This is a genomic window from Pseudomonas sp. StFLB209 (assembly GCF_000829415.1).
Taxonomy (GTDB): domain Bacteria; phylum Pseudomonadota; class Gammaproteobacteria; order Pseudomonadales; family Pseudomonadaceae; genus Aquipseudomonas.
The window spans coordinates 4150636-4174293 of the sequence record NZ_AP014637.1 but is presented as its reverse complement, the minus strand read 5'-3'; the positions used below and the strand labels follow the sequence as shown (position 1 = coordinate 4174293).

General features: G+C 59.3%; 27 protein-coding genes and 1 pseudogene. 11 read left to right on the top strand and 17 right to left on the bottom strand.

What is annotated here, in order from left to right:
• Positions 1 to 57: 57 nt before the first annotated feature.
• Entirely contained in the window at positions 58 to 426 is a 369-nt protein-coding gene (locus PSCI_RS18735) for a c-type cytochrome (protein ID WP_045489953.1), read from the top strand.
• A gap of 6 nt (positions 427 to 432) precedes the next feature.
• Here the strand turns inward: PSCI_RS18735 and PSCI_RS29540 are convergent, their stop codons facing one another.
• Entirely contained in the window at positions 433 to 594 is a 162-nt protein-coding gene (locus tag PSCI_RS29540; protein ID WP_173426690.1) for a DUF6021 family protein, read from the bottom strand.
• 145 nt (positions 595 to 739) lie between these two features.
• On the opposite strand from PSCI_RS29540, the gene PSCI_RS18730 reads away from it, so the two are divergent.
• The 4 genes from PSCI_RS18730 (at position 740) to PSCI_RS18715 (ending at position 3418) form a co-directional block, all read left to right on the top strand.
• Positions 740 to 1207, top strand: a complete 468-nt coding sequence (locus PSCI_RS18730) for a DUF4124 domain-containing protein (RefSeq protein WP_045489951.1) — start codon at positions 740 to 742, stop codon at positions 1205 to 1207.
• Positions 1208 to 1257: 50 nt separating this feature from the next.
• Positions 1258 to 1551, top strand: coding sequence for a DUF6388 family protein (locus PSCI_RS18725; RefSeq protein ID WP_045489949.1), 294 nt, complete (start codon positions 1258 to 1260; stop codon positions 1549 to 1551).
• A 136-nt stretch (positions 1552 to 1687) separates the two neighbouring features.
• Positions 1688 to 2377 (top strand): crotonase/enoyl-CoA hydratase family protein, encoded by a 690-nt coding sequence (locus PSCI_RS18720; protein ID WP_045489947.1) that lies wholly within the window; start codon positions 1688 to 1690, stop codon positions 2375 to 2377.
• A gap of 69 nt (positions 2378 to 2446) precedes the next feature.
• Positions 2447 to 3418: a magnesium and cobalt transport protein CorA gene (locus PSCI_RS18715; RefSeq protein ID WP_045489945.1), complete on the top strand. Its 972-nt coding sequence runs from the start codon at positions 2447 to 2449 to the stop codon at positions 3416 to 3418.
• 84 nt (positions 3419 to 3502) lie between these two features.
• On the opposite strand, the gene PSCI_RS18710 is transcribed toward PSCI_RS18715, so the two are convergent.
• A complete protein-coding gene (locus PSCI_RS18710; RefSeq protein WP_045494564.1) occupies positions 3503 to 4219 on the bottom strand; it encodes an amidotransferase in 717 nt (238 codons plus the stop codon).
• Between the two features lie 659 nt (positions 4220 to 4878).
• Here PSCI_RS18710 and PSCI_RS18705 point away from each other — a divergent pair.
• Positions 4879 to 5250 carry a rhodanese-like domain-containing protein gene (locus tag PSCI_RS18705; RefSeq protein WP_045489942.1) on the top strand — a complete coding sequence of 124 codons (372 nt, stop codon included), beginning with the start codon at positions 4879 to 4881 and terminating at the stop codon, positions 5248 to 5250.
• A gap of 23 nt (positions 5251 to 5273) precedes the next feature.
• Here PSCI_RS18705 and PSCI_RS18700 read toward each other — a convergent pair whose 3' ends face one another.
• Positions 5274 to 6344: an RNA-guided endonuclease InsQ/TnpB family protein gene (locus tag PSCI_RS18700; RefSeq protein ID WP_084710250.1), complete on the bottom strand. Its 1071-nt coding sequence runs from the start codon at positions 6342 to 6344 to the stop codon at positions 5274 to 5276.
• 22 nt (positions 6345 to 6366) lie between these two features.
• Between PSCI_RS18700 and PSCI_RS28705 the strand changes: the two are divergent.
• Positions 6367 to 6570: pseudogene (locus PSCI_RS28705) on the top strand (IS200/IS605 family transposase); the annotation flags it as partial.
• Between the two features lie 100 nt (positions 6571 to 6670).
• On the opposite strand, the gene PSCI_RS18695 reads toward PSCI_RS28705, so the two are convergent.
• The 7 genes from PSCI_RS18695 to PSCI_RS18665 form a co-directional block, all read right to left on the bottom strand.
• Positions 6671 to 7489 (bottom strand): transglutaminase family protein, encoded by an 819-nt coding sequence (locus PSCI_RS18695; protein ID WP_045489940.1) that lies wholly within the window; start codon positions 7487 to 7489, stop codon positions 6671 to 6673.
• Positions 7486 to 8445 (bottom strand): alpha-E domain-containing protein, encoded by a 960-nt coding sequence (locus PSCI_RS18690; protein WP_045489938.1) that lies wholly within the window; start codon positions 8443 to 8445, stop codon positions 7486 to 7488. The genes PSCI_RS18695 and PSCI_RS18690 overlap by 4 nt, the downstream gene beginning before the upstream one ends.
• Positions 8446 to 8457: 12 nt before the next feature.
• Positions 8458 to 9867: a circularly permuted type 2 ATP-grasp protein gene (locus PSCI_RS18685; RefSeq protein WP_045489936.1), complete on the bottom strand. Its 1410-nt coding sequence runs from the start codon at positions 9865 to 9867 to the stop codon at positions 8458 to 8460.
• A 428-nt stretch (positions 9868 to 10295) separates the two neighbouring features.
• Positions 10296 to 10634: a ribonuclease E inhibitor RraB gene (locus PSCI_RS18680; RefSeq protein ID WP_045489934.1), complete on the bottom strand. Its 339-nt coding sequence runs from the start codon at positions 10632 to 10634 to the stop codon at positions 10296 to 10298.
• A gap of 248 nt (positions 10635 to 10882) precedes the next feature.
• Positions 10883 to 11119 (bottom strand): hypothetical protein, encoded by a 237-nt coding sequence (locus PSCI_RS18675; RefSeq protein WP_045489932.1) that lies wholly within the window; start codon positions 11117 to 11119, stop codon positions 10883 to 10885.
• 209 nt (positions 11120 to 11328) lie between these two features.
• A complete protein-coding gene (locus tag PSCI_RS18670) occupies positions 11329 to 13416 on the bottom strand; it encodes an LTA synthase family protein (protein WP_045489930.1) in 2088 nt (695 codons plus the stop codon).
• A 261-nt stretch (positions 13417 to 13677) separates the two neighbouring features.
• The gene (locus tag PSCI_RS18665) at positions 13678 to 13869 is read right to left on the bottom strand and encodes a PLDc N-terminal domain-containing protein (RefSeq protein WP_045489929.1); all 192 of its coding nucleotides are present in this window, start codon (positions 13867 to 13869) and stop codon (positions 13678 to 13680) included.
• 145 nt (positions 13870 to 14014) lie between these two features.
• On the opposite strand from PSCI_RS18665, the gene PSCI_RS18660 reads away from it, so the two are divergent.
• On the top strand, positions 14015 to 14941 hold the full coding sequence (locus PSCI_RS18660) for a ZIP family metal transporter (RefSeq protein WP_045489926.1): 927 nt from the start codon (positions 14015 to 14017) through the stop codon (positions 14939 to 14941).
• Between the two features lies 1 nt (position 14942).
• Here the strand turns inward: PSCI_RS18660 and PSCI_RS18655 are convergent, their stop codons facing one another.
• Together PSCI_RS18655 and PSCI_RS18650 are read right to left on the bottom strand one after the other, a co-directional pair.
• The gene (locus PSCI_RS18655) at positions 14943 to 15467 is read right to left on the bottom strand and encodes a hypothetical protein (protein WP_045489924.1); all 525 of its coding nucleotides are present in this window, start codon (positions 15465 to 15467) and stop codon (positions 14943 to 14945) included.
• Positions 15468 to 15541: 74 nt separating this feature from the next.
• Entirely contained in the window at positions 15542 to 16066 is a 525-nt protein-coding gene (locus tag PSCI_RS18650) for an ankyrin repeat domain-containing protein (RefSeq protein ID WP_045489922.1), read from the bottom strand.
• Between the two features lie 326 nt (positions 16067 to 16392).
• Between PSCI_RS18650 and PSCI_RS18645 the strand changes: the two genes are divergently transcribed.
• On the top strand, positions 16393 to 16671 hold the full coding sequence (locus tag PSCI_RS18645) for a DUF3509 domain-containing protein (RefSeq protein ID WP_045489921.1): 279 nt from the start codon (positions 16393 to 16395) through the stop codon (positions 16669 to 16671).
• A 99-nt stretch (positions 16672 to 16770) separates the two neighbouring features.
• Here PSCI_RS18645 and PSCI_RS18640 read toward each other — a convergent pair whose 3' ends face one another.
• From PSCI_RS18640 to aroC, 4 genes are all read right to left on the bottom strand, one after another.
• The gene (locus PSCI_RS18640; RefSeq protein WP_045489919.1) at positions 16771 to 17460 is read right to left on the bottom strand and encodes a helix-turn-helix transcriptional regulator; all 690 of its coding nucleotides are present in this window, start codon (positions 17458 to 17460) and stop codon (positions 16771 to 16773) included.
• 239 nt (positions 17461 to 17699) lie between these two features.
• A complete protein-coding gene (locus tag PSCI_RS18635) occupies positions 17700 to 18236 on the bottom strand; it encodes an acireductone dioxygenase (protein WP_045489918.1) in 537 nt (178 codons plus the stop codon).
• 76 nt (positions 18237 to 18312) lie between these two features.
• Positions 18313 to 19473 (bottom strand): MFS transporter, encoded by a 1161-nt coding sequence (locus tag PSCI_RS18630; RefSeq protein WP_045489916.1) that lies wholly within the window; start codon positions 19471 to 19473, stop codon positions 18313 to 18315.
• A complete protein-coding gene (gene aroC, locus PSCI_RS18625) occupies positions 19470 to 20561 on the bottom strand; it encodes a chorismate synthase (protein ID WP_045489914.1) in 1092 nt (363 codons plus the stop codon). The genes PSCI_RS18630 and aroC overlap by 4 nt, the downstream gene beginning before the upstream one ends.
• A 111-nt stretch (positions 20562 to 20672) precedes the next feature.
• On the opposite strand from aroC, the gene PSCI_RS18620 reads away from it, so the two are divergent.
• Together PSCI_RS18620 and PSCI_RS18615 are read left to right on the top strand one after the other, a co-directional pair.
• Positions 20673 to 21659 (top strand): alpha/beta hydrolase, encoded by a 987-nt coding sequence (locus tag PSCI_RS18620; protein WP_045489912.1) that lies wholly within the window; start codon positions 20673 to 20675, stop codon positions 21657 to 21659.
• Positions 21660 to 21750: 91 nt separating this feature from the next.
• Positions 21751 to 22539, top strand: a complete 789-nt coding sequence (locus PSCI_RS18615) for a hypothetical protein (RefSeq protein WP_045489910.1) — start codon at positions 21751 to 21753, stop codon at positions 22537 to 22539.
• A 42-nt stretch (positions 22540 to 22581) separates the two neighbouring features.
• Here the strand turns inward: PSCI_RS18615 and prmB are convergent, their stop codons facing one another.
• Positions 22582 to 23490, bottom strand: a complete 909-nt coding sequence (gene prmB, locus PSCI_RS18610) for a 50S ribosomal protein L3 N(5)-glutamine methyltransferase (protein WP_045489908.1) — start codon at positions 23488 to 23490, stop codon at positions 22582 to 22584.
• Positions 23491 to 23658: the final 168 nt, after the last annotated feature.

The following is a 23658-nucleotide window of genomic DNA, read 5'->3' as shown; positions in this document are numbered from 1 at the left end:
CCTCACCATCGGTGTGGGTTAGCATCCCGGCCTTGAAAATCGTGCTGACGAGGCCCCATGAAGAACACCGTATTACTGCTTTTGGCGCTGTTGGCGGCCGGCAGTGCCTATGGCGCGGGGGATGCCGAGGCCGGCAAGGCGGTATTTACCAAACTGTGTGCCGGCTGCCACAAGATCGGCCCGCATGCACGAGCCGCCTTCGGCCCCCAGCTTAACGGGGTGATCGGCCGTAACGCCGGGGCTACGGCCGACTACAAATACACGGACGCCATGCACAACTCCGGAATTGTCTGGACCCGCGAGAACATCGCAACACTGGTCAAGGATCCCGACGGCATGGTGCCAGGCACCCGCATGAAGCTCTGGTGGATGGGCAATGAGCAACGCATGGAAGACCTGCTGGAGTATCTGCAGGCCAATCCATAGCGCCGATTACTTATTCTCGTTATAGGGCGGGTAATCGCCTGCCGGTGGCTTGTCGTCAGGTGACTTGGCAGGTTCTGGCGGGTCGATCTGCGGGTCTTCCAGATCCGGTGAATCGGGGTCGAAATCCGGCTTGCCGGTGGGTAGCGGGTCATTTTTATGGGTCGGCATGTGCAGCCTCCGCGACAGGAATGAATGGGTTCATAGCTGTGGGAACCAAGCCGTTGACAATGGTGCAGCCCGGCAGACGAACGGTGCCAGGGACTGTTCCCTGAAGCGCGGCAATGGTAGCCTTGCGCCACTCAGGGAGGAGCAGATGAAACGCCGTTCATCATTGATCGCATTCGCGCTGGCTATTGTTCTGTGCGACTACGCGCAGGGCGAAATATTCAAGTGTGTTTCACCGGAAGGCAAAATCGGCTACGCCGCCACGCCCTGCCCGCTCAATCGCGGTGAAACCACCGTGCAGCGCCCCGGCCCGCCGCTGATGACCCCGGACACGCCTCGTGAGCATGTCCATGAAGTTCATCTGCGGGCAATCAAGAACCTGCAGATCAGCGGCAAGACCAACGCCAAAGTGATTGAGGGCGAGAACTACAAGAAGCTGCAGGAGAACCGGCTTCCCGCGCCCACCGTCGCCTCCAAATGCGCCGGCAAGCAATTTTACAGCGAGTGCTTCGACCCCAGTGCCGGCCAGTCGTCGTTCGATGAAGCGCTGCGCCGCGCGATGGGCAGCAACGAAGCGATACCGCAAGGCTTGCCAGGCAGCATGCGCCAACGATAATGGCGCCCTTGGGCATCAACCGTGATGCCACGCACCCGAGGAGCCGCATGATGAACATGAACGAGTGGCAAGAAGCCGCCTTGGCCAAATACCTGGCCACCCACCCGACGCTCAAGGATGAAATCAGCCAGCTCAGCGCCAAAGAGCAACAGCAACAGGTGCAGTGGGCCTTTGAAGATGCGGCTGATGAACAAGGGATCGAGGCCTGGGAGCTGGCCATCGAGCTGATTGCCGAGTCTGAGCAGCAACGCCAGCAAATGCGCCTGGAAGCCCACCGCCAGGTTGCCGAAGCGCTCGGCATGGAATGGGATGAGTACTGCTCGTTCAACGACATCCAGTCCTGATCCATACCCAGACCGGGTGCAGCAGCCAGCAGCGGTGGCGTGTCCAATCGGGCTTTTGATGACCGGTTAGTCAGTTCTTTACCTGCACCCTTTGCATGGGTAACGTCTGCCGAATACGCCAATAAGGAATTGCGCCATGAGTGACCTGATCTCGTACCAGCTCGAAGAAGGCATTGCCACCCTGACCCTGAACAATGGCAAGGTCAATGCGATCTCGCCGCTGCTCATTGATGCGTTCAATGCCGCGCTGGACCAGGCCGTGCAGGATCGCGCAGTGGTGATCGTCACCGGCCAGCCGGGCATTCTTTCCGGCGGCTACGACCTCAAGGTGATGACCTCAGGCCCGGAAGCGGCGATCGCGCTGGTCGCCCAGGGCTCGACTCTGGCCCGGCGGATGCTGGCCCACCCCTTCCCCATCGTGGTGGCCTGCCCTGGCCATGCCGTGGCCAAAGGCGCCTTCCTGCTGCTGTCGGCCGACTACCGGATCGGTGTCGAGGGCCCGTTCCAGATCGGCCTGAATGAAGTGCAGATCGGCATGACCATGCATAACGTCGGCATCGAGCTGGCCCGCGACCGGCTGCGCAAATCAGCCTTTCACCGCTCGGTGATCAACGCCGAGATGTTCGGCCCGCAAGCGGCACGTGAGGCCGGCTTTCTCGATCAGGTGGTCGCCCCCCAGGATTTGATTGAAACCGCACGCCAAGTGGCCGGGCAGTTGAAAAAAATCAACATGACCGCGCATCGCAACACCAAACTCAAGGCCCGCCGCGCACTGCTGGAAACCCTCGACGCAGCCATAGAGCTCGATCGCCAACATCTTGTCTGATGCCCGAACTCGCGGCTGCTGCAATACTCTGATCAACCTGAACCAGCATCCGGAAGAAGCGATACCGATATGGGCCGAGTAGTTGCAGCAGCGGTTTACAGCGCAGGCAGAAAAGTTAGCGATATTACTCTGGAAGAAGGTGCAACCTGGGCCGCCAAGCCAGGTCACTTTGTCTGGATTGGCCTGGAAAAGCCCGACCCGCATGAGCTGGCCAGCCTCAAGAAGCAGTTCAACCTGCATGAGCTGGCCATCGAAGACGCCCTTGAGGTGCATAGCCGACCAAAGCTGGAAACCTTTGGCGATGCCTTGTTCATCGTCACCTATGCGCCGGTCAGGGAAGACGGCAAGCTGGTATTCATCGAAACCCACATCTTTGCCGGCAAGGGCTATGTCATTACCTCGCGCAATGGCCATTCGAAGTCCTACAGCGCGGTGCGCCAACGCTGCGAAGCGCGCCCGCTGCTGCTGTCTCACGGCGAGGACTTCGTGCTTTACGCGCTACTGGACTTTGTCACCGAGAACTATCAACCGGTCGCCGAAGCCATTCATTGCGAGCTCGAAGAACTGGAACAGAGCGTGCTCAATGGCGTGATGAACGATGCGCAGATCCAGCGCATTCACGGCCTGCGCCGTGATTTGCTGCGTTTGTGGCGCTACCTGGCGCCCATGGTCGAGGTCGGCGAAGAACTGCAAAAGCTCAGTTTTCCATTCATCGACAAGAACATGCGTCCTTATTTTCGGGATGTCGAGATTCACGTCAAACGGCAGATGGAAGACCTGGCCAACCTGCGTGACCTGGCCAGCCAGACCATTGAAATCGGCTTGCTGCTGGAGTCATCACGCCAGGGCCTGATCCAGAGAAAGTTCGCCGCCTGGGCGGCGATCCTGGCCTTCCCTACCGCGATTGCCGGCATCTACGGAATGAACTTCCAGAACATGCCGGAACTGAACTGGCACTACGGCTACTTCATTGTGCTGGGGGTGATCGTCGGCGGCTGCACCGCACTGTTTGCCAGTTTCAAGCGCTCAGGCTGGCTGTAGCAGATCATCAGCTCAACACAATGCTGGTCAATTAGGTGCTGCTCCCACCGAGGGCATACAGTACCTAATTGAACAGTATTGCGACTAAACGGTCTTGTGCGCCACAAAGCGCATCATCCATTCACCCACGATACTGCCGTGGTGATCCTCCACCAGGCTGGTCACTGCGCGGTCGTACAGGGCCGCGCCCAGTGACTCCTGACGAATGTCCATCAACGCTCTGGAATAGTCATGGATGAACTCGGGGTGGCCCTGGAAGCACAGCACCTGATCATTAATGTGATAGGCCGCGAACGGGCAGAACTCGCTTGAGGCAATCACTGTCGCGTTTTCCGGCAGGCGGGTGACCTGGTCCTGGTGGCTGATCAGCAGTGTCAGGTTCTCAAGCGCCGGAGTCATCCATGCCGCCTCATTGCCCAACCGGTAGTGATGAATACCGACGCCCCACCCCTGGGCAGCACGCTCGCTCTGGCCGCCCAGCAGCAAGGCCAGCAGTTGATGGCCGAAGCAGACACCCAGCAGTTTTTCACCTCGCTCGTACAGCCCCAGAAGATAGACCTTGAGGGTCTGGATCCACGGATCGCTCCCAAACGAATCGGCCTTGCTGCCGGTCACCAGGTAGGCATCAAAGCGCTCGCCTTCGGCCGGGTAATCGCCCTGCATCACATTATGGATAACGAACCGGGCCTCGATCGGTTGGCGGGCGAACAGCCGCTCGAACATGCGGCCATAGCTTTGATATTGATCGACCAGTTCCGGGCGCAGGACATCGGTTTCCAGGATGCAGATACGTAACGGCATGAAGAATTGACCTGAAGCGGTGAAGTTGAGTAGATCGGCGCGCCAAGCCTGCCCTGATACCCCTTGCAAATCAAGGTGTATACGCCGCGCTGCCAGTTCGCTGACAGGTACAGGGTTGTCGCTGACAGGCCCACCCCGTAAACAGCTTTGCTCCAACCTGAGCTTCAAGGCCGCCAGACGAACGGTAAAGCGCAAACCGAAGTGTCTAATCAGAGGATCGGCCAGATGGCGGTCGGCTTTTGATATTTTTTAGATCTTTCAATAAAAACATAAAGACCAAATAGTTCTAAGCCTTATGAAACGCGGGCTCTAAGGTTAAATCTGTAGAAAAGGCAGGGCGCAATAATTCTTTATACAGCGCCGGGGAACGTCGGTCGGAGACCACACCCAACTGCCCAGATGGCTTTACCTTTGCCAGTCCAACCGATTTCCCGCAAGAAATCCGGTGGGCTGTTGTCGCTCAGGAATAACAACAAAAGGCAGTCAGCCATGCTCAAACACACGAAACTGCGGCAAGCGGGGCTCATTCTGTTCGGCACCCTACTGGTACTTATCGTGCCGAACCTGACCCGTCTGTTCGGCTGAAATAACACCACGTGCTGTCGAATGGCCCAAGTCTGTGCCACTCTTTATCCATCAGGATCAAGGGAGACAGGCTCATGCGTCAGTGGATAGCCCTGGTAACGCTGGTTGCTTGCGCAGGCGCGCAGGCCGGTGAAGTCACTCAGGCCGTCGCCGTGGCTGCGTTGAAAGAAGGCCGTCTGGCGGTGGATGTGCGCAGCCAGATCGAATATGACGCAGGCACTGTCCTCAACGCAGTGCGGGTCGACCCGGTGCGGCTGGTCAACCAGATGAAGCAGGTACTGACCGACCGCAATACGGTATTCGTGATTTTCGCCAGCAGCGATCAGAAAGCCAACAAAGCCCAGGACCAGCTAAACAAGGCCGGTTACCTGAGCGTCATCAATGGCGGTAACTACGAAGAGCTGCACAACGCGCTCTATGACATCACCGACGACCCCGCCGAGTAGTCGTCATTGACATCCTCCCCGCCCTAAAGAGCGGGGATTCCTACAGCTAGACGGCGATGCCCCGCCGCGAGAATGTTCCGGGCCGCGTTTACATCACGGTCGTGGGCTGTACCGCAGCACACGCAAGTCCATTCTCTTATTCGCAAACCGGCTCTGCCTTTCGGACTGCTGGTGGAAATGCTTCCACAGCACGAGCACGTCTGGGTGGTATAACGCTCGGCTACAACCTCAAAAACAACGCCTGCCCGTTGGCACTTCTGCTCCAGCATTGTCTTGAGTTGGCCCCATCCTGCATCAAGCGTGGATTTGGCCATTCGGGTCTTTACGAGTCTTGCGCTGGCTACATCGCCAACGAAAATGGCGGCGCAGCGCTCAACCAGGGCGGTTGGGAACTTGTGTTGCGCATCCTTGCGCCGGTTCCTGATCCTGGCATGGAAGGCGCGAACACGTGCCCTCTTGCCAGCACGCTGAGCGATGCCCAGCTTCTGCTCCAGGGTGCGATATTGGCGCCCTATCAGCACTTGGCCCTCAGACGTTGTCGCCGCCGCTTTAAGGCCCAGGTCGATGCCAACTGCGGCAGTGCCGATGCACAGCTTGCTCTGAACCTGCACGCAGATATTGAGATACCAGCGCCCCCTGGCATCTTCACTGAAACTGCCGGCCCGCAGGGCATACTGACTTAAACCGTAGCTGTCCCACAGGCCAAACCTGAACCCGGCGAACTGAATCTGAGCATTCTTGTATTGCAAGGCACGCGCCTTGAATGGAATCCAGCCCAGACTGTATTTGGGGTTGCTCCTGCTGGACACCCGCCAATTGAGCCTGGAACGCTTGAACTGCTTACGGACCTTGGCGTAGTCCTCGCAAACCTGCTGCACGGTTGGCGAGCCGATCTGCACGCCGTCGCATTTGCTTAATCCATTGGTCAGCTTTTGCAGGTCAAAACCGGAGAGCCACTGGTGGCGTTCCCGGATGGCGCGATGACTCGTTTCATTGCAGTAGTTCCACACCAGATTGACCTCGCGCGCCATCGCAAGCAGCGTTTTCGCGTGCTTGTCTTTGATTCGGAGCTTGAGGGTCCTGGTGTGGTTCATGGCATGAATTATGGTTTGGTCTTTCAAGCCATGGGTGGCGTTGTCGAATCGGGTGGCTTCACTCAAGAGGGTATCATCCAGACTGCTGCGTAAGCAGTTCGGGGATTTCCACCCTTGGCTCAAGCGAAGGGGTGTCCTCTGGTCGCCATCCTGCTTCGCCTCTAGCTGCGGCGGTGCGCCGATTGAAATCCTGCGCCAATACATCGAAGAACAGCAGACTCCCAACCAGGACGCCTGCGGCGTCCGCGCTCTCGACCTCGGGCTAAACCCCGAGGCTTCTCGCGCATATGGTGAAATGGCGGGCGCTCAGACAGCCCGCCCGGCCCTCACTGGTGCTGCACTTGCGTCTGCGCAGCGGCAATCGGTGCTGCAGGCGACACCAGCACTCGGGCATGCATCTGCTCGAAGCCGCCGCCACGGCGCATACCGCGCACCGGGCACGCATCCAGGTAATCAAGCCCAACCGCCACCTTCAGATGCCGCTCAGGAATGGCCAGTTGATTGGTCACGTCAAAACTGTACCAGCCGTCATCAATCCAGGCCTCGGCCCAGGCATGGCTGGACAGGTGGTCGCTGTCTGCAGTGCACAGGTAACCCGACACATAGCGCGCCGGCACGCCCAGGCTGCGCGCGCAGGCCAGAAACGCATGGGTGTGGTCCTGACAGACCCCGCTGCGGCCGGCGAAGGCTTGCGCCGCACTGGTTTCGACTTCGGTACTGCCCGGCGTATAGACCATGTGCTGGTTCAAGGCATGCATCAAGCCGATCAGGGCAGTACGGTCAGTGCCACGCTGACACTGGCTGGCGGCAAACGAGCGCAGTGCTTCGTCAGCCTCGGTCAGCCGGGTCGAGCGCAGAAACGGCAACGGCGACTGGCTGTCAGGCTCGGCCTCGCAGCGCGGGTCGATTTCTACCTGACCACGAGCACCGATCACAATGGCCTGATGCGGCTCGTCGAGGGTCAGCACGTGCAGGATATTGCCGTATGGGTCGACCTGAGGGCGCACCGGGCGCGGCAGGTTCAGTTGCCAACTGAGAATCTTCTGGCGCTCGCTGTCGTGTGGGGTCAGGCGCAGGTACTGGATGCTGGCTCGTACCTGAGCCTCATAGTGATAACTGGTCTCATGACTGATGGAGAGTCTCATGCAGCCTCCAGATAGGAAGTGTGGATCGCATCGCCCAGATCGGCGACCAGAGGGATGAAGTCGTTCAACCATGCATGCAGCCCTGCTTCCAGAACCTCATCAATGCCGGTGAAACGCAACCGCGCATGCAGCTCGGCGGCCATGCGCTGGGCGGGCCGCCCGTTGATGCCGGGCAGGCTGCTAAGCACTTCATCGAGTTCTTCCAGGCACGCCAGCAATGAACGTGGCGTATCGGCGCGCAACAACAGCAACTCGGCCACATGCCGGGCTCCAGGCGCCTCGCGATAGAGCTCGGTGTAGGCCTCGAAGCACGACAAGGCACGCAGCAACGCACTCCATTGGTAATAGCCGGCAGCAGAGCTGTCAGCCGCCGCTTTCACATGCGAACCACGCAGCTCGAGCATCTCGTAGCGCGCATCGAGCATGCGCAGAGTGTTGTCGGCACGCTCGATGAATGTCCCCAGGCGAATGAAGCTGAAGGCATCGTTGCGCATGATGGTGCCGTAGGTTGCACCGCGAAACAGATGGGCACGCTCCCTGACCCACTCGCAAAAGCGGCTCATGCCATAGCGGTTCAGGCCCTGCTGGGCGATGTCGCGGATTTCCAGCCAGGTGGAGTTGATGTTCTCCCACATATCAGCGGTAATTCGCCCGCGTACCGCGTGGGCACAGGCCCGTGCGGCACCCAGGCAACTGTAGATACTGGCCGGGTTGCTGGCATCCAGAGCAAAGAAGTGCAGCATGCGTTCGGCATGCCGTTCGCCATGACGCTCTCGATAGGCATCCAGGGTGCCGGTGATCAACAGCGGCATGGCGATTTCATCCAGGCCGTCACCACGCCCGTCCTGGGGCATCAATGACAACGAGTAACTGACATCAAGCATCCGTGCGAGGTTTTCAACCCGCTCCAGGTAACGTGACATCCAGAACAGATCAGAGGCAGTTCTACTCAACATAGGCAGGCATCCTTAATCCTCGACCACCCAGGTGTCCTTGGTTCCGCCGCCCTGAGACGAGTTCACCACCAGCGAGCCTTCACGCAGGGCCACACGGGTGAGCCCGCCGGGCACTACGCGAGTTTCGCGGCCAGACAAGACAAAGGGGCGCAGATCAATGTGTCGCGGGGCGATGCCGTTCTCGACGAAAGTCGGACAGGTCGACAGGGACAGGGTGGGTTGGGCGATATACGCATGTGGCCGGGCAATCAGGCGGGCCCGGAAGGCTTCGATCTCGGCTGCCGTTGCCGCCGGGCCGACCAGCATGCCGTAGCCGCCGGAGCCTTGGGTTTCCTTGACCACCAGATCTTTCAGATTGGCCAGCACGTGAGACAACTCCTCAGGCTTGCGGCACTGCCAGGTTGGCACGTTCATCAGGATCGGCTCTTCATCAAGATAGAAGCGGATCATGTCGGTCACATACGGGTAAACCGACTTGTCATCGGCAACGCCGGTACCCACCGCGTTCGCCAGCACCACGTTGCCGCTGCGGTAGGCTGCCAGCAGGCCCGGAACACCCAGCACCGAATCAGGCCTGAACGCCAGCGGGTCGAGAAATGCATCGTCCAGACGTCGGTAGATCACGTCGACCGGCCGCGGACCGGAAGTGGTGCGCATATAGACCCGGTCATCACGCACGAACAGGTCAGCCCCCTCTACCAGCTCGACGCCCATTTCCCGCGCCAGGAACGCATGCTCGAAAAATGCGCTGTTGAAGCGCCCCGGCGTCAGCACGACGACTCTGGGGTTATCCAGCGGGCTGGCACTTTTCAGGGTATCGAGCAACAGGTTCGGGTAATGATCGATCGGCGCGATGCGCTGCGCCGCAAACAGCTCGGGAAACAGGCGCATCATCATCTTGCGGTCTTCGAGCATGTAGCTCACACCGCTGGGGGTGCGCAGGTTGTCTTCGAGCACGTAATAAGTGCCGTCACTGTCGCGCACCAGGTCCACGCCGGAAATATGCGAATACAGATCGCGGTGCAGGTTCAACCCCTGCATTGCCAACTGGTACTGCTCATTGGCAAGTACCTGTTCGGCAGGCACGATCCCGGCCTTGATGATCCGTTGCTCGTGATACAGGTCGGCCAGAAACATGTTCAGCGCTTTGACTCGCTGAATACAGCCGCGCTCGACAATCCGCCACTCAGTGGCCGGAATGCTGCGCGGGATGGTATCGAAAGGAATCAACCTCTCGGTGCCCTGCTCGTCGCCATAGAGCGTGAAGGTAATTCCGGCACGATGAAACAGCAGATCGGCCTCGCGACGCCGCTGAGCCAACAGCTCAGGCGGCGTATTTCCCAACCACCGGGCAAACTCCCGGTAATGCGGGCGAACCTGCCCGCCAGCATCGTACATCTCATCGTAAAAGTTGCGGATCATGCCGAACTCCTTGTCACCCAGGACGCCAAGGCCTTCGCAAGCCTCGTGCCACCGGCATAAATCTTTATTTTTCAATAAGTTATTTTTACGCAACGCCCACCGCGCACCCTCCTTGTGCAAAATTGCGCCCACTTTTATCGCCCACGCCTCAAAACCATGCATCAAAACTATAGGCGCTATAGAACGAGTTGATTTCCAGCCTTGCCATTAGTTCGCCACAATCGCTCACATCAACGGAAGCCACCACCTGCAAGGCGTCACTCATCAAGCGCCTTCTACCACTCATCCGTCAACCCGATTCCCGTTATGGCCACTGTTTTCAGTGGCTTTTTTTTGCCTGCCTGTTGCACATCAATCCCGCTCTTTACAACGCAAACGGCCCGGCGGGAGCAATGTTCCCGCCGGGCCGTCAAGGGTGAATCTGCTGTTCAGTTCAAGCGTCTGAGTTCATGTTTGACTCCCCAGCCTTCAACCTCCCCGTCAAGCGGGGAAATCGCAGACTGCAGGTCTTGCTCAAAGTCCCCGATCCCGTGGTAAGTGGCGTACATCATTTTGCTGACCTGTAAATGCCAGGCACCGTCATCGCGCTCGTTGACCTGAGCGTTCAGCGATTCGCCGCGAAATTTTTGCGCGGCCTGGCGAGCGCGTTTTTCGTCGGGAAAGATGGCGTAGAACTCAATGGGATGAATCCGGGCAAAATCAAAACCGCCCTCTTTCATGCAACGCAGCACGTGAGTGCTGATGTCTTCAGGGTGGGCTGTGCTCATGAAACATCCTCCTATGCAACGATAGATAGAGTTTCAACGCTGGCTGTGCGGCCGTGCCGCCAGCCTGGCGATCAAGCATGGAGCTGGGTGAAGTCGGCCTGCAAAGGGCCGGACACCCGCCGGGAAGAGTCCGTCAGACGATGCACTCAAGTGGCTGTTCAGCGACTTTACGTACGCCCTCTGGCGGCCCCGTTTGCAGAGTAGCCTTAGCCTGAGCACCTGCCAAGCGGTTGGCAGAGCATGGTCGCTCAGGAAAGCTCTGTAATCGAAAGGATCTGCACGCTGTTCTGCTCTCTGAGCGTCTTCACCGTCGGCTCTGACGCTCGCCCCTCCAGATCATTGAGATCGAGCTCACCGGCTACCGGGAACAGTTTCGGGCGCAGCAGACGGGCAGCCTCCTCATGTGTAGGGCACTGCTGCGAATCAATCTCCAGGCGTTGTTGCACGCCATCCTTATCCAGATACGAAACGGCCCACAGTTTCATCAGTACCTCCGCAACAGCCGGACAATCGGCTTACGTGATCTTGACCGGTCCGTGAGGCGGTTTGTTCAGCCTGATACAGGGTGTTTTTTACCAGACGGCGGCAAGGTCGGGCAGACACTTGGGTGACGCCCAAGCAAACGGGAATCTGCATGTCGGCGGTTTTTACACCGGCAGAAAAAAGGCCCCGGAGGGGGCCTTTTTCATGCTGCTCAGTTCTTGCTGGCCTCTACGCCTGCGGTGTTGTCCAGCAGGCTCTTGGTCGCGGTTTGCAGGAAGCTTTCAAGTTTTTGCTTGAGTTCTTCAGTCTGCGCCGCATTTTCGATCACTTCGGCCGACGGTGTAGTGCCCAAGGTGTACTTGAGAACCTTCGCAGGCATGTCTACCGGCTCGATCAGGATGTGATTGCCACTGAGAATGGCCACCACCTGCTCACTGCCAGACGGCTTGATCACGCCAAAGCCCTGATCACCCTCGGGCAGGTTCAGCAGGTCACGCCCCCAGCATTGATGACGGGTCTTGCCACCCAGACGGCCCATGATGGTCGGCACCACGTCCACTTGAGTGCCGACGATGCTGCTGCGCTTGCCGAACTTGTCCTGAATACCCGGTGCGATCAACAACAACGGCACGTTGAAGCGGCCCAGGTCCATTTCGGTCAGTTGGCGGTTGTTGCCAAAGCCATGGTCGCCCAGCACCACGAACAGGGTCTCGTTGTAGTAAGGCTCTTTCTTGGCCTTCTCGAAGAACTGCCCCAGCGCCCAGTCAGAGTAACGCATCGCCGTCAGATGCTCGTCCATCGAGCCGTAGCCGGTAACCCGCTCGACCGGCAAATCCTTGGGCAAGGCATACGGCGTATGGTTGGACAGACTCTGCAGCAAGGCATAGAACGGCTTGCCCTGGCCCTGACGGGCTTTGAGCTCTTCAGCACCACGGTCGAACATGTCCTGGTCGGACACACCCCAGGTCGGATCGGAGAACACCGGGTTGACGAAGTCATTGCGACCGACAAAGTTGGTCATGCCCTGATTGCTGAAAAAGCCCGACTGGTTGTCCCAGGCGAAATCGCCGTTATAGACGTAGACGTCGTCGTAATCGCGACCGGTACTGAGCAACTGCGGCAGGCCGGACAACTTGTGGCTGCCTTCAGGTTCTTGCATCAGGTATTCGAAGCCCGGCAGGTTCGGGAAACAGGCCATGGTCGCGAACATGCCCTGATGGGTATGCGTGCCGTTGGAGAAGAAGTGATCGAACAGCAGACCCTCTTCGGCCAGCTTGTCGAAGTACGGCGTAATGTTCGCCTGGCTGCCCAAGGCACCCACCGAGTGACCGGCGAAGCTCTCAAGCAGGATGACCACCACGTTGCGAATTGGCAGCGTGTTCTGCGCCGGCGGGTTGAAGTCACGGCGCACGGCAGCGATGTCCGGCTCGACCAACTGGTCGTTGGCAGTCAACAGCATGTCACGCACGGTCTGTTGGGCCTGATCCTGTGGCAGGGTGGCTTTCCAGATATTGTCGCGGTCCTCCGAGAACCGGCTCTTGCCTGCTGCAATCAGGGTCAGGGTGCCATTAAGGCCCAACTGGTTGGCGAAGTTCGAATCGGTTGTGTAGGCATCGCCCCAGCGCAGTGGCGGGCCTTGACGCAAGGTGCCACGGGCGGCGACCACAGCCACCAGCAGGATGACCACGAACACGCTGGCGCGCATGTACCAAGGGGCGACGGCACCAGAAAAACCGCGGCTGGCAGTCACGCCCTGCGCAGGCCGGGCCAGACGATCGAAACCTTTGAATACCAGGCTCAACAGCCAGGTGACCAGCGCCCAGGCCAACAGGTAGCGAACCACAGGGAAGCCGTACCAGAGCATGCTCAGTACAGTTTTCGGATCTTCTTTGACGTACTGGAACACCAGACCATTGAGGCGCTGGTGGAACTCGCGATAGAAGTCCATTTCCATCAGGCCCAGGAACAGCGTGATACTGCCGACCAGGGTCAGCCAGAAACGGAAAAAGCCCCGTGCACGCATCGCCCGCACGCTGAACACCGAGAAGAACAGCGGAATCAGCAAATAGATGGTCAGACGCAAGTCAAAGCGCATGCCATTGATCAACGCCTCGACGAAGGTCGATATCGGCGTATCGCCGATCATCTCGCGGTTATACACCAGCAGTGCAATGCGCAGCAGCGTGTACATGACCATCAGGGTCAGCCCGCTAAGCAGTGTATAAAGCAGATGATGTTTCAGCGTTGGGTCAGGCAGCCGGGACAAGGCATGCCGACTCTGGGCGTCCGATTTGGCCATAAAGGGAGATCCGAAGGATTCAGGGTTGGAATTGTTACAGACCACAGAGGGGTGCAATGCTCATCAGGCTCAAGTGCGCACCGCCCCATCCATGGTGTGCTGCCGACGCACTGCGACGGCGGTCAATGATCGCCGCGCATCATGAGCCACGCAATGTGAAAATTGTGTGGGCTTACAGTCAGTTACGAACAATGTGAAGATAAACAGGCGGTCTGCCGGATCAGACCGCCCACACCCAGCCGCGCCAGGCCTGATAATCGCTCAGACACGCAGGTCGCCGCGCGGCCCGGCAAGGGCCCAGATGATCAACCCCAGCACTGGCAGCAGTGCGATGAGCAGGATCCACAACACCTTGATACCCGCCTCGCTGCCACTTTTAAGTACTTGCAGAATGGCCCAGATATCCAGGGCCAGAATAATCAAGCCGATCAGGCTGTTGAAAGTCGATCCCACCGATATTGCTCCAAAGCATTTATTGGTACAGGTTGTACGCCAGCAGACCGCTGCGCGAGAAAAAGTTTGCATTGAACCAACCTGCCACCTGCAGGCTCGGACATCCAGATAGCCGCCGTTGCTTCCCTATTAAGGTGCCGTTTTCATGCCTACATCTGCGCCATTGCGCTCGCTACGCTCTACCTGGATCGCTCAGTTCCAGTCTTCGCCGCTGCTGAGCCTGGGGTTTTTCCTGGCCCTGCTGATGATCCTGGGCCTGGGCATCGCCAGTCTTTACAACGCCTTTCAGGGCGCCAACAAGATTAACCTTGAGCACGCCCTGCTCGGCGGCAGCGCCGGCTTCGCAGCCACGGCATTGGGCGCTATCGCGGCGGTGTTACTGCGCGACATCAGCCAGCGCACCCAAGACATCATGCTCGGCTTTGCCGCCGGGATGATGCTGGCGGCCAGCTCTTTTTCGCTGATCCTGCCAGGCCTTGCAGCGGCCCGGGAAATCACCGGTAGCGGGCCTCTGGCAGCGACCACGGTGGTCTGCGGGCTGGGGCTCGGGGTGCTGCTTATGCTGGGCCTGGACAAGTTTACCCCGCACGAGCACGAGAGCGTGGGCCGGCAAGGCCCGGCTGCAGAACGCATCAACCGGGTCTGGCTGTTCGTTCTGGCAATTACCCTGCACAACCTGCCCGAAGGCATGGCCATTGGCGTGAGCTTTGCCGGCGGCGACATGAATGTCGGCTTGCCGCTGACCAGCGCCATTGCCATTCAGGACATTCCGGAGGGGCTGGCCGTGGCCTTGGCGCTGCGCTCAACCGGGCTTTCTGCGCTGAAGGCGATGTTGGTGGCGATCGGCTCCGGTCTGATGGAACCACTGGGGTCAGTGGTGGGCCTGGGCATCTCCAGCGGCTTCGCCATCGCCTACCCGCTGAGCCTGGGTCTGGCCGCTGGCGCGATGCTGTTCGTGGTGTCCCATGAAGTGATTCCGGAAACCCATCGCAACGGCCACCAGACCTCTGCCACACTGGGCCTGATGGGCGGCTTTGCGGTAATGATGTTCCTCGATACCGCACTGGGCTGAATCAGGCCTCGCCGCGCAGCGCCTTCAGAGCGGGCGCGGCATGAATACCCAGCTCGGCGGCCAGTTCCAGCACCCGCTGCTCGTCACAGCCATACACCAGCACCGCCTGCAATTCATCGTCCAGTGGCTGGCTGAAGTCCATCAGTACATAGCCACCCGCCTCTTTGTTCATGCTGCTCAACTGCACCTGAATACGGTTGAGTGCCGTCAGTGGCTCGGTTTTGGCCAGTTGTTTAGGCTTGATATTGAAAGCGACGCCCGGACCAAAGGACGCAGTGATCTGGCTGAACAGGTCCATGTAGTTATCGGCCTGGAACAGCACGGTATCGGGCAGGCTGCCCACCACCACCCACTCTCCCAGCGCAATTGGAAAGGTATCGTCATAATTGATGTCGGGATTGGCGGCCAGAAAGCCATCGGCATCGGCGTAAGCCTGGGCCGCTTCATCGGCGATGCGCTGGATGTCCTGCTCGCCCATGCAGCCGGAGCTGATTTTACTGATGAGTTCGACGAGTGCAGCGTTCATTGGCGCAGATCCTTGGGCAAGCGTAAGAGGCGCGCAGGATAGCGGGAAATCCGGCACGCCTCTATCAAATGCGCTCAGATACGAGCCAATTGCTCGGCGGTGTCTGTCGCACCCATGGCCTGGGCCGCCCCCAGCGGGGTGACACCGCGGGCATCGCGGGCTTGTGGGTCAGCGCCGTTGGCGATCAGGTAATCAACCATCGCGGTGCGGTTGAACATCGCTGCCATCATCAACGCGGTACGCCCGTCGGCCGAGGCACCTTCAACTTGCGCCCCCGCCTCGACCAGCGCCTGAACAACCGCCAGATCGCCCTTGAAGGCGGCCCCGGCAATCGGGCTCTGGCCGTTGTCATTACGAATTTCCGGATCGGCCTTGAACCTGAGCAGCACCTGCACGGCAGCCAGGTGGCCGTGGTAACAGGCCAACATCAGCAAAGTGTCGCCTTTGTGATTACGCAGATTGACCGGCAGGCCTTTTTCCAGCAGACGCTCAAGCATGTAGGCATTGCCTTGGCGAGCAACATCGAACACCTGCTCGGCAAACTCGGCAGCCTCATCGTCGGTCATCAACTGCGGCGGGTTGCGGTGGGCATTGGTCATGAATCACTCCTTGGCAGAATCAGGCTTTACACACTGTGCAAACAATGACCGCCAGTCTGTCCGGGGGTTCGCCTGGGGTCAAAGCAGTGTCTTCTATGGCGCTGATAGAAAATACGTTTTGCAGGGAACCATTCGCGCTTGCAAAGGTACTACGACTGGCAAAATGCAGTGCCCAGGATGGCCATTCATGCAATTTGCACGAAGAGTGAAAAATCAGAAAAATATAAGCTGTTGATTTATAAGCACTTTATTTAAATTCAATACTGGCACAGACACTGCAATCCATTGGTCAAGTTTGTTAATACTGATCAACGGAGCCGCCAGACATGACTTTCATCCAGGAAAAATTCGCTTCTGTATTCTCCGACTACAACGTCAGCACCCAGGCTCGTCCTGATGGCGGTGTACTGCTGACCCTACGCGATCAAGAAGGCAAAGTGACCCGCCGTTGTGTGTCCTATGCTCAGCTTCATACCCCGGTCCAGCTGGAATGGGTAATCAGCGCCATCCGTCGTGACCTGGCCGCCCAGGCCAGTGAGCTGCCAGCCATCTCCATGCTGCAAAGTCAGCATCGCTTCGACCTGCCGACCTACCACAGCCGTTGATTGGACCCTGCTGCCTGAGTGCAGCGCTGTTCGCTTTGCGTTTCCACACCCTCGCTTTTACCGCGGCCTCAACGCCGCGGTTTTTTTGCATGGCAAAAACTAGATCAGGCCGCGGCAAAGCGCCTCGCCGACCGCTTGCGCTCTGTTGGCGACTCCCAGCTTGCCGTAGATGGTCTTGAGGTGATATTTCACCGTCGACTCGGAGACCTCGCGGATCAGGGCGATTTCTGCGGTCGTGCGGCCTTCTCGTGCCCAGCGCAGAATTTCCAGCTCACGCTCGGTCAGACTATGGCCACGCATCCGGGTTCCGCGCCCAACCATGTGCAGCACCGGCACCAGGCTGCTCAGCAGGTACTTGTCGTCACTGTTAAGGCTGCGTTGCATAGCGCCCAGGGTACAGACCGAAATCACCCCGGAGGTCGCGCTGCACTGGCTGGTATACCCGTAAGACTGCGCCGGCAGCAGCCCCGAACGCTGGAGCATCTGCAGGTACTCGGCAGACGCCGGGTACTGGCGCAGCGCATCGCGCCAGTCGAGAAAACCCAACTGGTTGCGATAGCAACGAATGACCGGATCTTCTGCAAGCTGGCGTTCGCCACGGAAAAAGTCGGCTTCGGCCGGCGCCAGATTGGACGCCGCGAACGTCAGCAGCAGCGAGCCCTTGAACTGGTAGAACATGGCCCGCTCGCAACGGCACTCTTGCCTGAGCCACTGCAGTGCGTTTTCGATGGCCAACAAACCATCGCGTTCGGAAATGCTGCTGACCATCTGTCGTATCAGTAAGTCCATTGTCGTCTTGATTGTCCTGGCCCTTGCCGGTCGCAGCCATGGCGAAACTCGCCGCAGCCCGCGTGGTGATGAGTGATCCAGAACCAACTTACACGAATAAATCCGTTTAAAACCCTCAGGCAAAACAAACAGGATTTACTGACTTTTATACGAAAAACGTCCTACTTTCCGAACGGATATACCTGACACTCAACACAGATAATGAGCATCAACAGCGCGCCAGTGAGGCCGCTGTGTAATCAATCATCCAGGCGTGGAAAGCGACTGGCCAGCCCGTCACCGCTGACAACCGCACGCAGCTCATCTGCGCTGGCAGACAGACGAATGGCCACCAGATAAGGATGCTCACCAACATCGAACCACTGCGCCGTCCCGGCGGGCAGGCTGATCAGGTCGTGCTTTTCACACAGCACGGCGTAGACATACTCTTCCTTGCGCAGATAAAGCAGTCCGCGACCGGCCACGAACCAGCGCACTTCATCGCCCGCATGATGATGCTCCTCACTCAGCAGTCCAACGCCCGCCTCTGCAGGCCGGTCAAGGCTGATGACCTGCTGCACGCTGACCTGGCGCTGCCGGGCAAGTTGCTCAAGCGACGCCTGGCAACTGGCAAGCACCTGTTCGCTGGAACCGCCCGCCGCCACCGCAGCCGAGACCGGCCAGCGCTCGAAGGTGATGCCCTGTTCGGCCAGCGTCGGTGCAATGTCCTCCAGGTGGTTGAGCACTTTCAAAGGGACTTCGGGGCTGGAAACGTGATAGACGAACAGACTGCTCATCAGGCAACTCCTGAACGGAAAATGCAGCGCCACAACGACGCCTGCGAAAAACAACGGCAGAACCGATCGGCAAGGCTCATACCGCCCGCCCTCGCCTGCCAGACAGTATCAATGCGCTTGCCAGCAGCGCCGCCAGACTGGCGATCGCGAACGTCCAGGCCGGCCCCAGGCTGTTCCAGCTATAGCCGGCATACAGCGCGCCCAGCGCCCCGCCGGTTCCGGACAGCGCGGCGTACAGCGCCTGACCCTGGCCTTGCTGGCGTCCGGCAAAACTGCGGCGTACGAAATCAATGGCAGCGGCATGAAAACTACCAAAAGTGGCGGCATGCAGCAGTTGGGCAAACAGCAGCACGACAGGCAATTCAGCCCATTGGCCGAGGATCATCCAGCGTAGTGCAGCAAGCAGGAAACTGACCACCAATACCTGACGCACGGAAAAACGCTGCAGGATGCGGCTCATGACCATGAAAATCAGCACTTCAGCCACCACCCCCAGCGACCACAGCAAACCGATTGCACCGCGTCCATAGCCCAGGTACTCAAGGTGCAGGGTCAAAAAGGTGTAGTACGGACCATGGCTGAACTGCATCAAGGCGACACTGAGGTAAAACGCAATGACGCCCGGGCGGGTCAACTGACGAAAAAAACCGTCGCCATCGACCTTGCTCTGTTCATCGACAGGCCGGGCGTTGGGAACCTGCCAACTGGCCAGGACAATACCGGCCAGGATCACCAGCAACAGGTACGGATACAGGTCAAGGCTGAAGTGTTCGAGTAAAAAGCCCACCGCCACCACTGCCAGCAGGAAGCCGACCGAGCCCCAGACCCGCACCTGACTGTAGCGGCCGGGCTGGTCGTGCAAATGCGCCAGGGTAATGACTTCGAACTGGGGTAATACCGCGTGCCAGAAAAAGGCATGCACAGCCATGACCATCGCCAGCCACGCATAGCTTTTATCAAACACAATCAAGGCGAACGCCAGCAGCGTGCAGACCGCGCCGAAGCGCACGATCGCCAGCCGCTGGCCACTGTAATCGCCCAACCAACCCCACAGGTTCGGCGCGATGCAACGCATCAGCATCGGAATGGCGACCAGTTCACCGATACGCGCACTGGAGAAGCCTAAATGATGGAAATACAGGGCCAGAAACGGCGCCGAAGAGCCCAGCAGGGCGAAATAGAACAGGTAAAAGCCGGACAGCCGCCAATAAGGCAGCTGCCCGCCATGCTCCGTCACAGCTGGCCCAGCACCGGTGTAGTCACTTGCACATCGGCGTTCTGCCCACGATGGCGCAGCAGGTGGTCAAGCAGCACGATGGCCATCATGGCTTCAGCAATCGGCGTGGCACGGATGCCGACGCAGGGGTCATGACGGCCCTTGGTGATCATCTCCAGTGAATTGCCATCGACGTCAATGGAACGGCCCGGCGTGGTGATACTGGAGGTCGGTTTGAGCGCCAGATGAGCCACGATGGGCTGGCCCGAAGAGATACCGCCGAGAATGCCGCCCGCCTGGTTGGACAGGAATCCGTCCGGTGTCAGTTCGTCGCGGTGCTCGCTGCCACGCTGAGCCACACAGGCGAACCCGGCGCCGATTTCGACGCCCTTGACGGCGTTGATGCTCATCAGCGCGTGGGCCAGTTCGGCGTCCAGGCGGTCGAAAATCGGCTCGCCAAGCCCCGGCATCACACCTTCGGCCACCACGGTGATCTTCGCCCCGACCGAGTCCTGGTCACGGCGCAACTGGTCCATATAGGCTTCCAGCTCAGCAACCTTGTCCGGGTCAGGTGAGAAGAAGGCGTTCTGCTCGACGCTGTCCCAGGTTTTGAACTCGATCGGGATCGGCCCCAACTGGCTCATGTAGCCGCGTACGGTAATACCCTGGCTGGCCAGGTACTTCTTGGCGATCGCACCGGCCGCTACGCGCATAGCGGTTTCCCGCGCAGAGCTGCGGCCACCGCCACGGTAATCGCGGACCCCGTACTTGTGGTGATAGGTGTAGTCAGCATGCGCCGGGCGGAACAGGTCCTTGATTGCCGAGTAGTCTTTGGACTTCTGGTCGGTGTTGCGAATCAGCAGACCGATCGAGGTACCGGTGGTCTTGCCCTCGAAGACGCCGGAGAGAATCTCGACCTGGTCGTCTTCCTGGCGCTGGGTGGTGTGCCGACTGGTGCCGGGCTTGCGCCGGTCCAGGTCGCGCTGTAGATCATCGAGCGACAACTCAACGCCAGGCGGGCAGCCATCGACGATAGCGACCAGCGCCGGGCCATGGCTTTCGCCGGCAGTGGTTACAGTGAAAAGCTTGCCGAAAGTGTTGCCGGACATGCGGGGGCTCCGAGAAAAACCAGTTCGATTTAAGCAGGTGCGCAGTATACACACTAGAACCTTCGCCGAACGCATGCGTCCAAGCGTTACCTTCCTGATGATGGCTTTGTGATGCACCCGAAACGAACCACGATTCAAGCCCTGTCAGCATGGCTATTGCTGGCTGTGGCGCTGCTCAGCACCGCAGCCCAAGCCGCGACACCCAGTGTTATGCAGCGCCCGATCAGTGTGCAGACCGGCAACGGCACGCTGTATGGCACCCTGATGCTGCCGCGCGCCAGCCGCCCGGTGCCAGTTGTGCTATTGATTGCCGGCTCCGGCCCCACCGATCGTAACGGCAACAACCCCGAAGGCGGACGTAACGACAGCCTCAAGCAACTGGCAATCACCCTGGCCAGACACAACATTGCCAGTGTCCGTTACGATAAACGCGGTGTGGCCGCCAGCAAGCCTGCCACCCCTGATGAGCGCAATCTGAGCGTTGAGCGTTACGTCGCCGATGTGGTGGCCTGGAGTCGACTGCTCAAGGCCGATTCGCGGCTCGGCCCGCTGATACTGCTCGGCCATAGCGAGGGCGCACTCATGGCTTCGCTGGCCGCGGGACCGGCCGGCGCCAGCGCGGTGATTACCATCGGCGGCACGGGCCGGCCGGTGGATCGGGTCCTGCGCGAGCAACTCAATGATCGACTGCCACCGGAGCTGGCGCAGCGCAGCCAACAGTTACTCGACAGCCTCAAGGCCGGCCGCACCGACGCGCAAGTGCCGGCCGAACTGATGGTGGTGTTTAGGCCCAGCGTCCAGCCGTATCTGATCTCGCTGTTACGCCAAGACCCGGCTGCGGCCTTCGCCCGGATCAAGGTCCCGGCGCTGATCGTGCAGGGACGCAACGATATTCAGGTCGGGGTCGAAGACGCGCAACGCCTGCAGCAAGCCAAGCCGGATGCGCAACTGGTGTTGATCGACGGCATGAACCATGTGCTGCGCATCGTACCTGACGATCTGCAGCAACAACTGCAGTCGTATCGCAACCCCGATTTGCCGCTGGCCAGCGAGTTGACCAGGCAGATCCTGCAGTTCATCGAAAATCTGCAGCCTTGAAGGCTGTGCGCTTAAGTGTTGCTGCTGCCAGCCGATAGCGAGGCACTGGCAGAGTGTGTGCCGCAACAGGCCATGGACAGGATCGCCACGAATGACCGATACCATTGACGCTGTAGAAAAGACCGCTGAAAGCGAAAACGCCGCACCGCCAAAGCCATGGGACGATGTCGTCCCGGAACATTTCCAGATGCTGCGCCTGGCGCCCTTGCCCACCGATCGCGCGACCGGCGGCCGCCCGCTGCGCTTCGTCCAGATGGGGCAGGCTGAGCGGCACAGCAAAGAATTGAGCCTGTTGCGCCTGAATATCCAGTTGCCGGGGCAACGGGTGCGGCGCGAACAAAACCACCTGGATATCTGGGTCGACCACCTTGAGCATGTGGTGCGCTTCGGGCCGGACTCGGGCCTGCAGATCGAACCCTGGAACCGCGGCCTGGGTCGTTTTCTGATCGCAACCGGCATCCATTGGGCGCAAAAGCGCTGGGCAACCTACAAGGTCGAGAGTTTTGACCTGGCCAGCAAAGACGGCTTGAATGAAGACACCCGGATGCGCCGCGACCACTTCCTGCGCACCCAGGGTTTCGAGGTCGGCTACGCTGACGCGCAACACATGAAGGGCAGCGTCAAGCAAGTCCAGGTCGGCAACCTGCACAGCACCTGGAACAACGAAAAAGTCCAGATCGTTGAAATACTCGATGCGGCGCAGATGCTTGAAAAAGCCGAGCAGCGGCTACAAGAGCAGGATGTGACCATTCGCAAACATGAAGAGCGGGTCAACAAGTACCGCCGCGATGATGCCGGTTTGCGCTTTACCATCGCCTGCCTGGTGACCTTTGCGGTGTTTCAGGCCGGGCTGTTGATCTGGATCGCCACGCATCGCTAAGCCGCCAAGGCCGGGAATTGGCCCGGCCTTGGCGGTAGCGTCTTACAGACGCGACTCGAACAGCGCGCGATGCTCGCGGCACTGCTCGGCCGAGAGCATGAACACCCCGTGACCACCGCGCTTGAAGTCCAGCCAGGCGAAATCGACCTCTGGATACAGCGCCTGGACATGCACCTGGCTGTTGCCTACCTCAACGATCAGCAAGCCTTTCTCGGTCAAATGGTCAGCCGCCTCGGCGAGCATGCGGCGCACCAGGTTCAAGCCATCGCTGCCGCAGGCCAGGGCCAGTTCAGGCTCATGCTGGAACTCATCCGGCATGTCAGCGAAATCTTCGGCATCGACATACGGCGGATTGGACACGATCAGGTCGAAGCGCTGCCCTGGCAGGCCATCGAAGCCATCGCCCTGCACGGTGTAGACCCGCGAATCCACACCATGGCGCTCGATATTCTGATTAGCCACTTCCAGTGCGGCATAGGACAGATCGGCCAGTACCACCTCTGCATCCTGGAACACGTCGGCACAGGCAATACCGATACAGCCCGAGCCGGTGCACAGGTCCAGAATCCGCGCTGGCTCCTGGGCCAGCCAGGGTTGAAAACCGTCCTCAATGAGTTCGGCAATCGGAGAACGCGGGATCAACACACGGTCATCGACAATGAACGACATGCCGCAGAACCACGCCTCCCCCAACAGATAAGGGGTTGGCACACGCTCATCGATACGGCGGCGAATAAGCCGCTGCAGTTCGGAAATCTCGTCGATTTCCAGGCGGCAATCCAGATAGCTGTCGGCAATTTCCCAAGGCAGGCTCAGGGCACCAAGCACCAGTTGCCGTGCTTCGTCCCAGGCATTGTCGGTGCCGTGCCCGAAAAATACGTCTTCCTCGTGAAAGCGGCTGACGGCCCAGCGGATATGATCGCGTATGGTGCGCAAACGGGAAGTGATCATGGGCAAGCTCCTTGGAGGAAAACGGCGGGCGATTCTAGCAGGACTCGCAAACCCGCAGTGACGTAAAGCAACGGAGTGTCTACCATTGCGCAACATCCAGCAAGGCAAACAGCCATCACCTTTTGCTCCATCTTCTGCCCTGCAGCCCGCTAAAACCGCGGTTCTCAA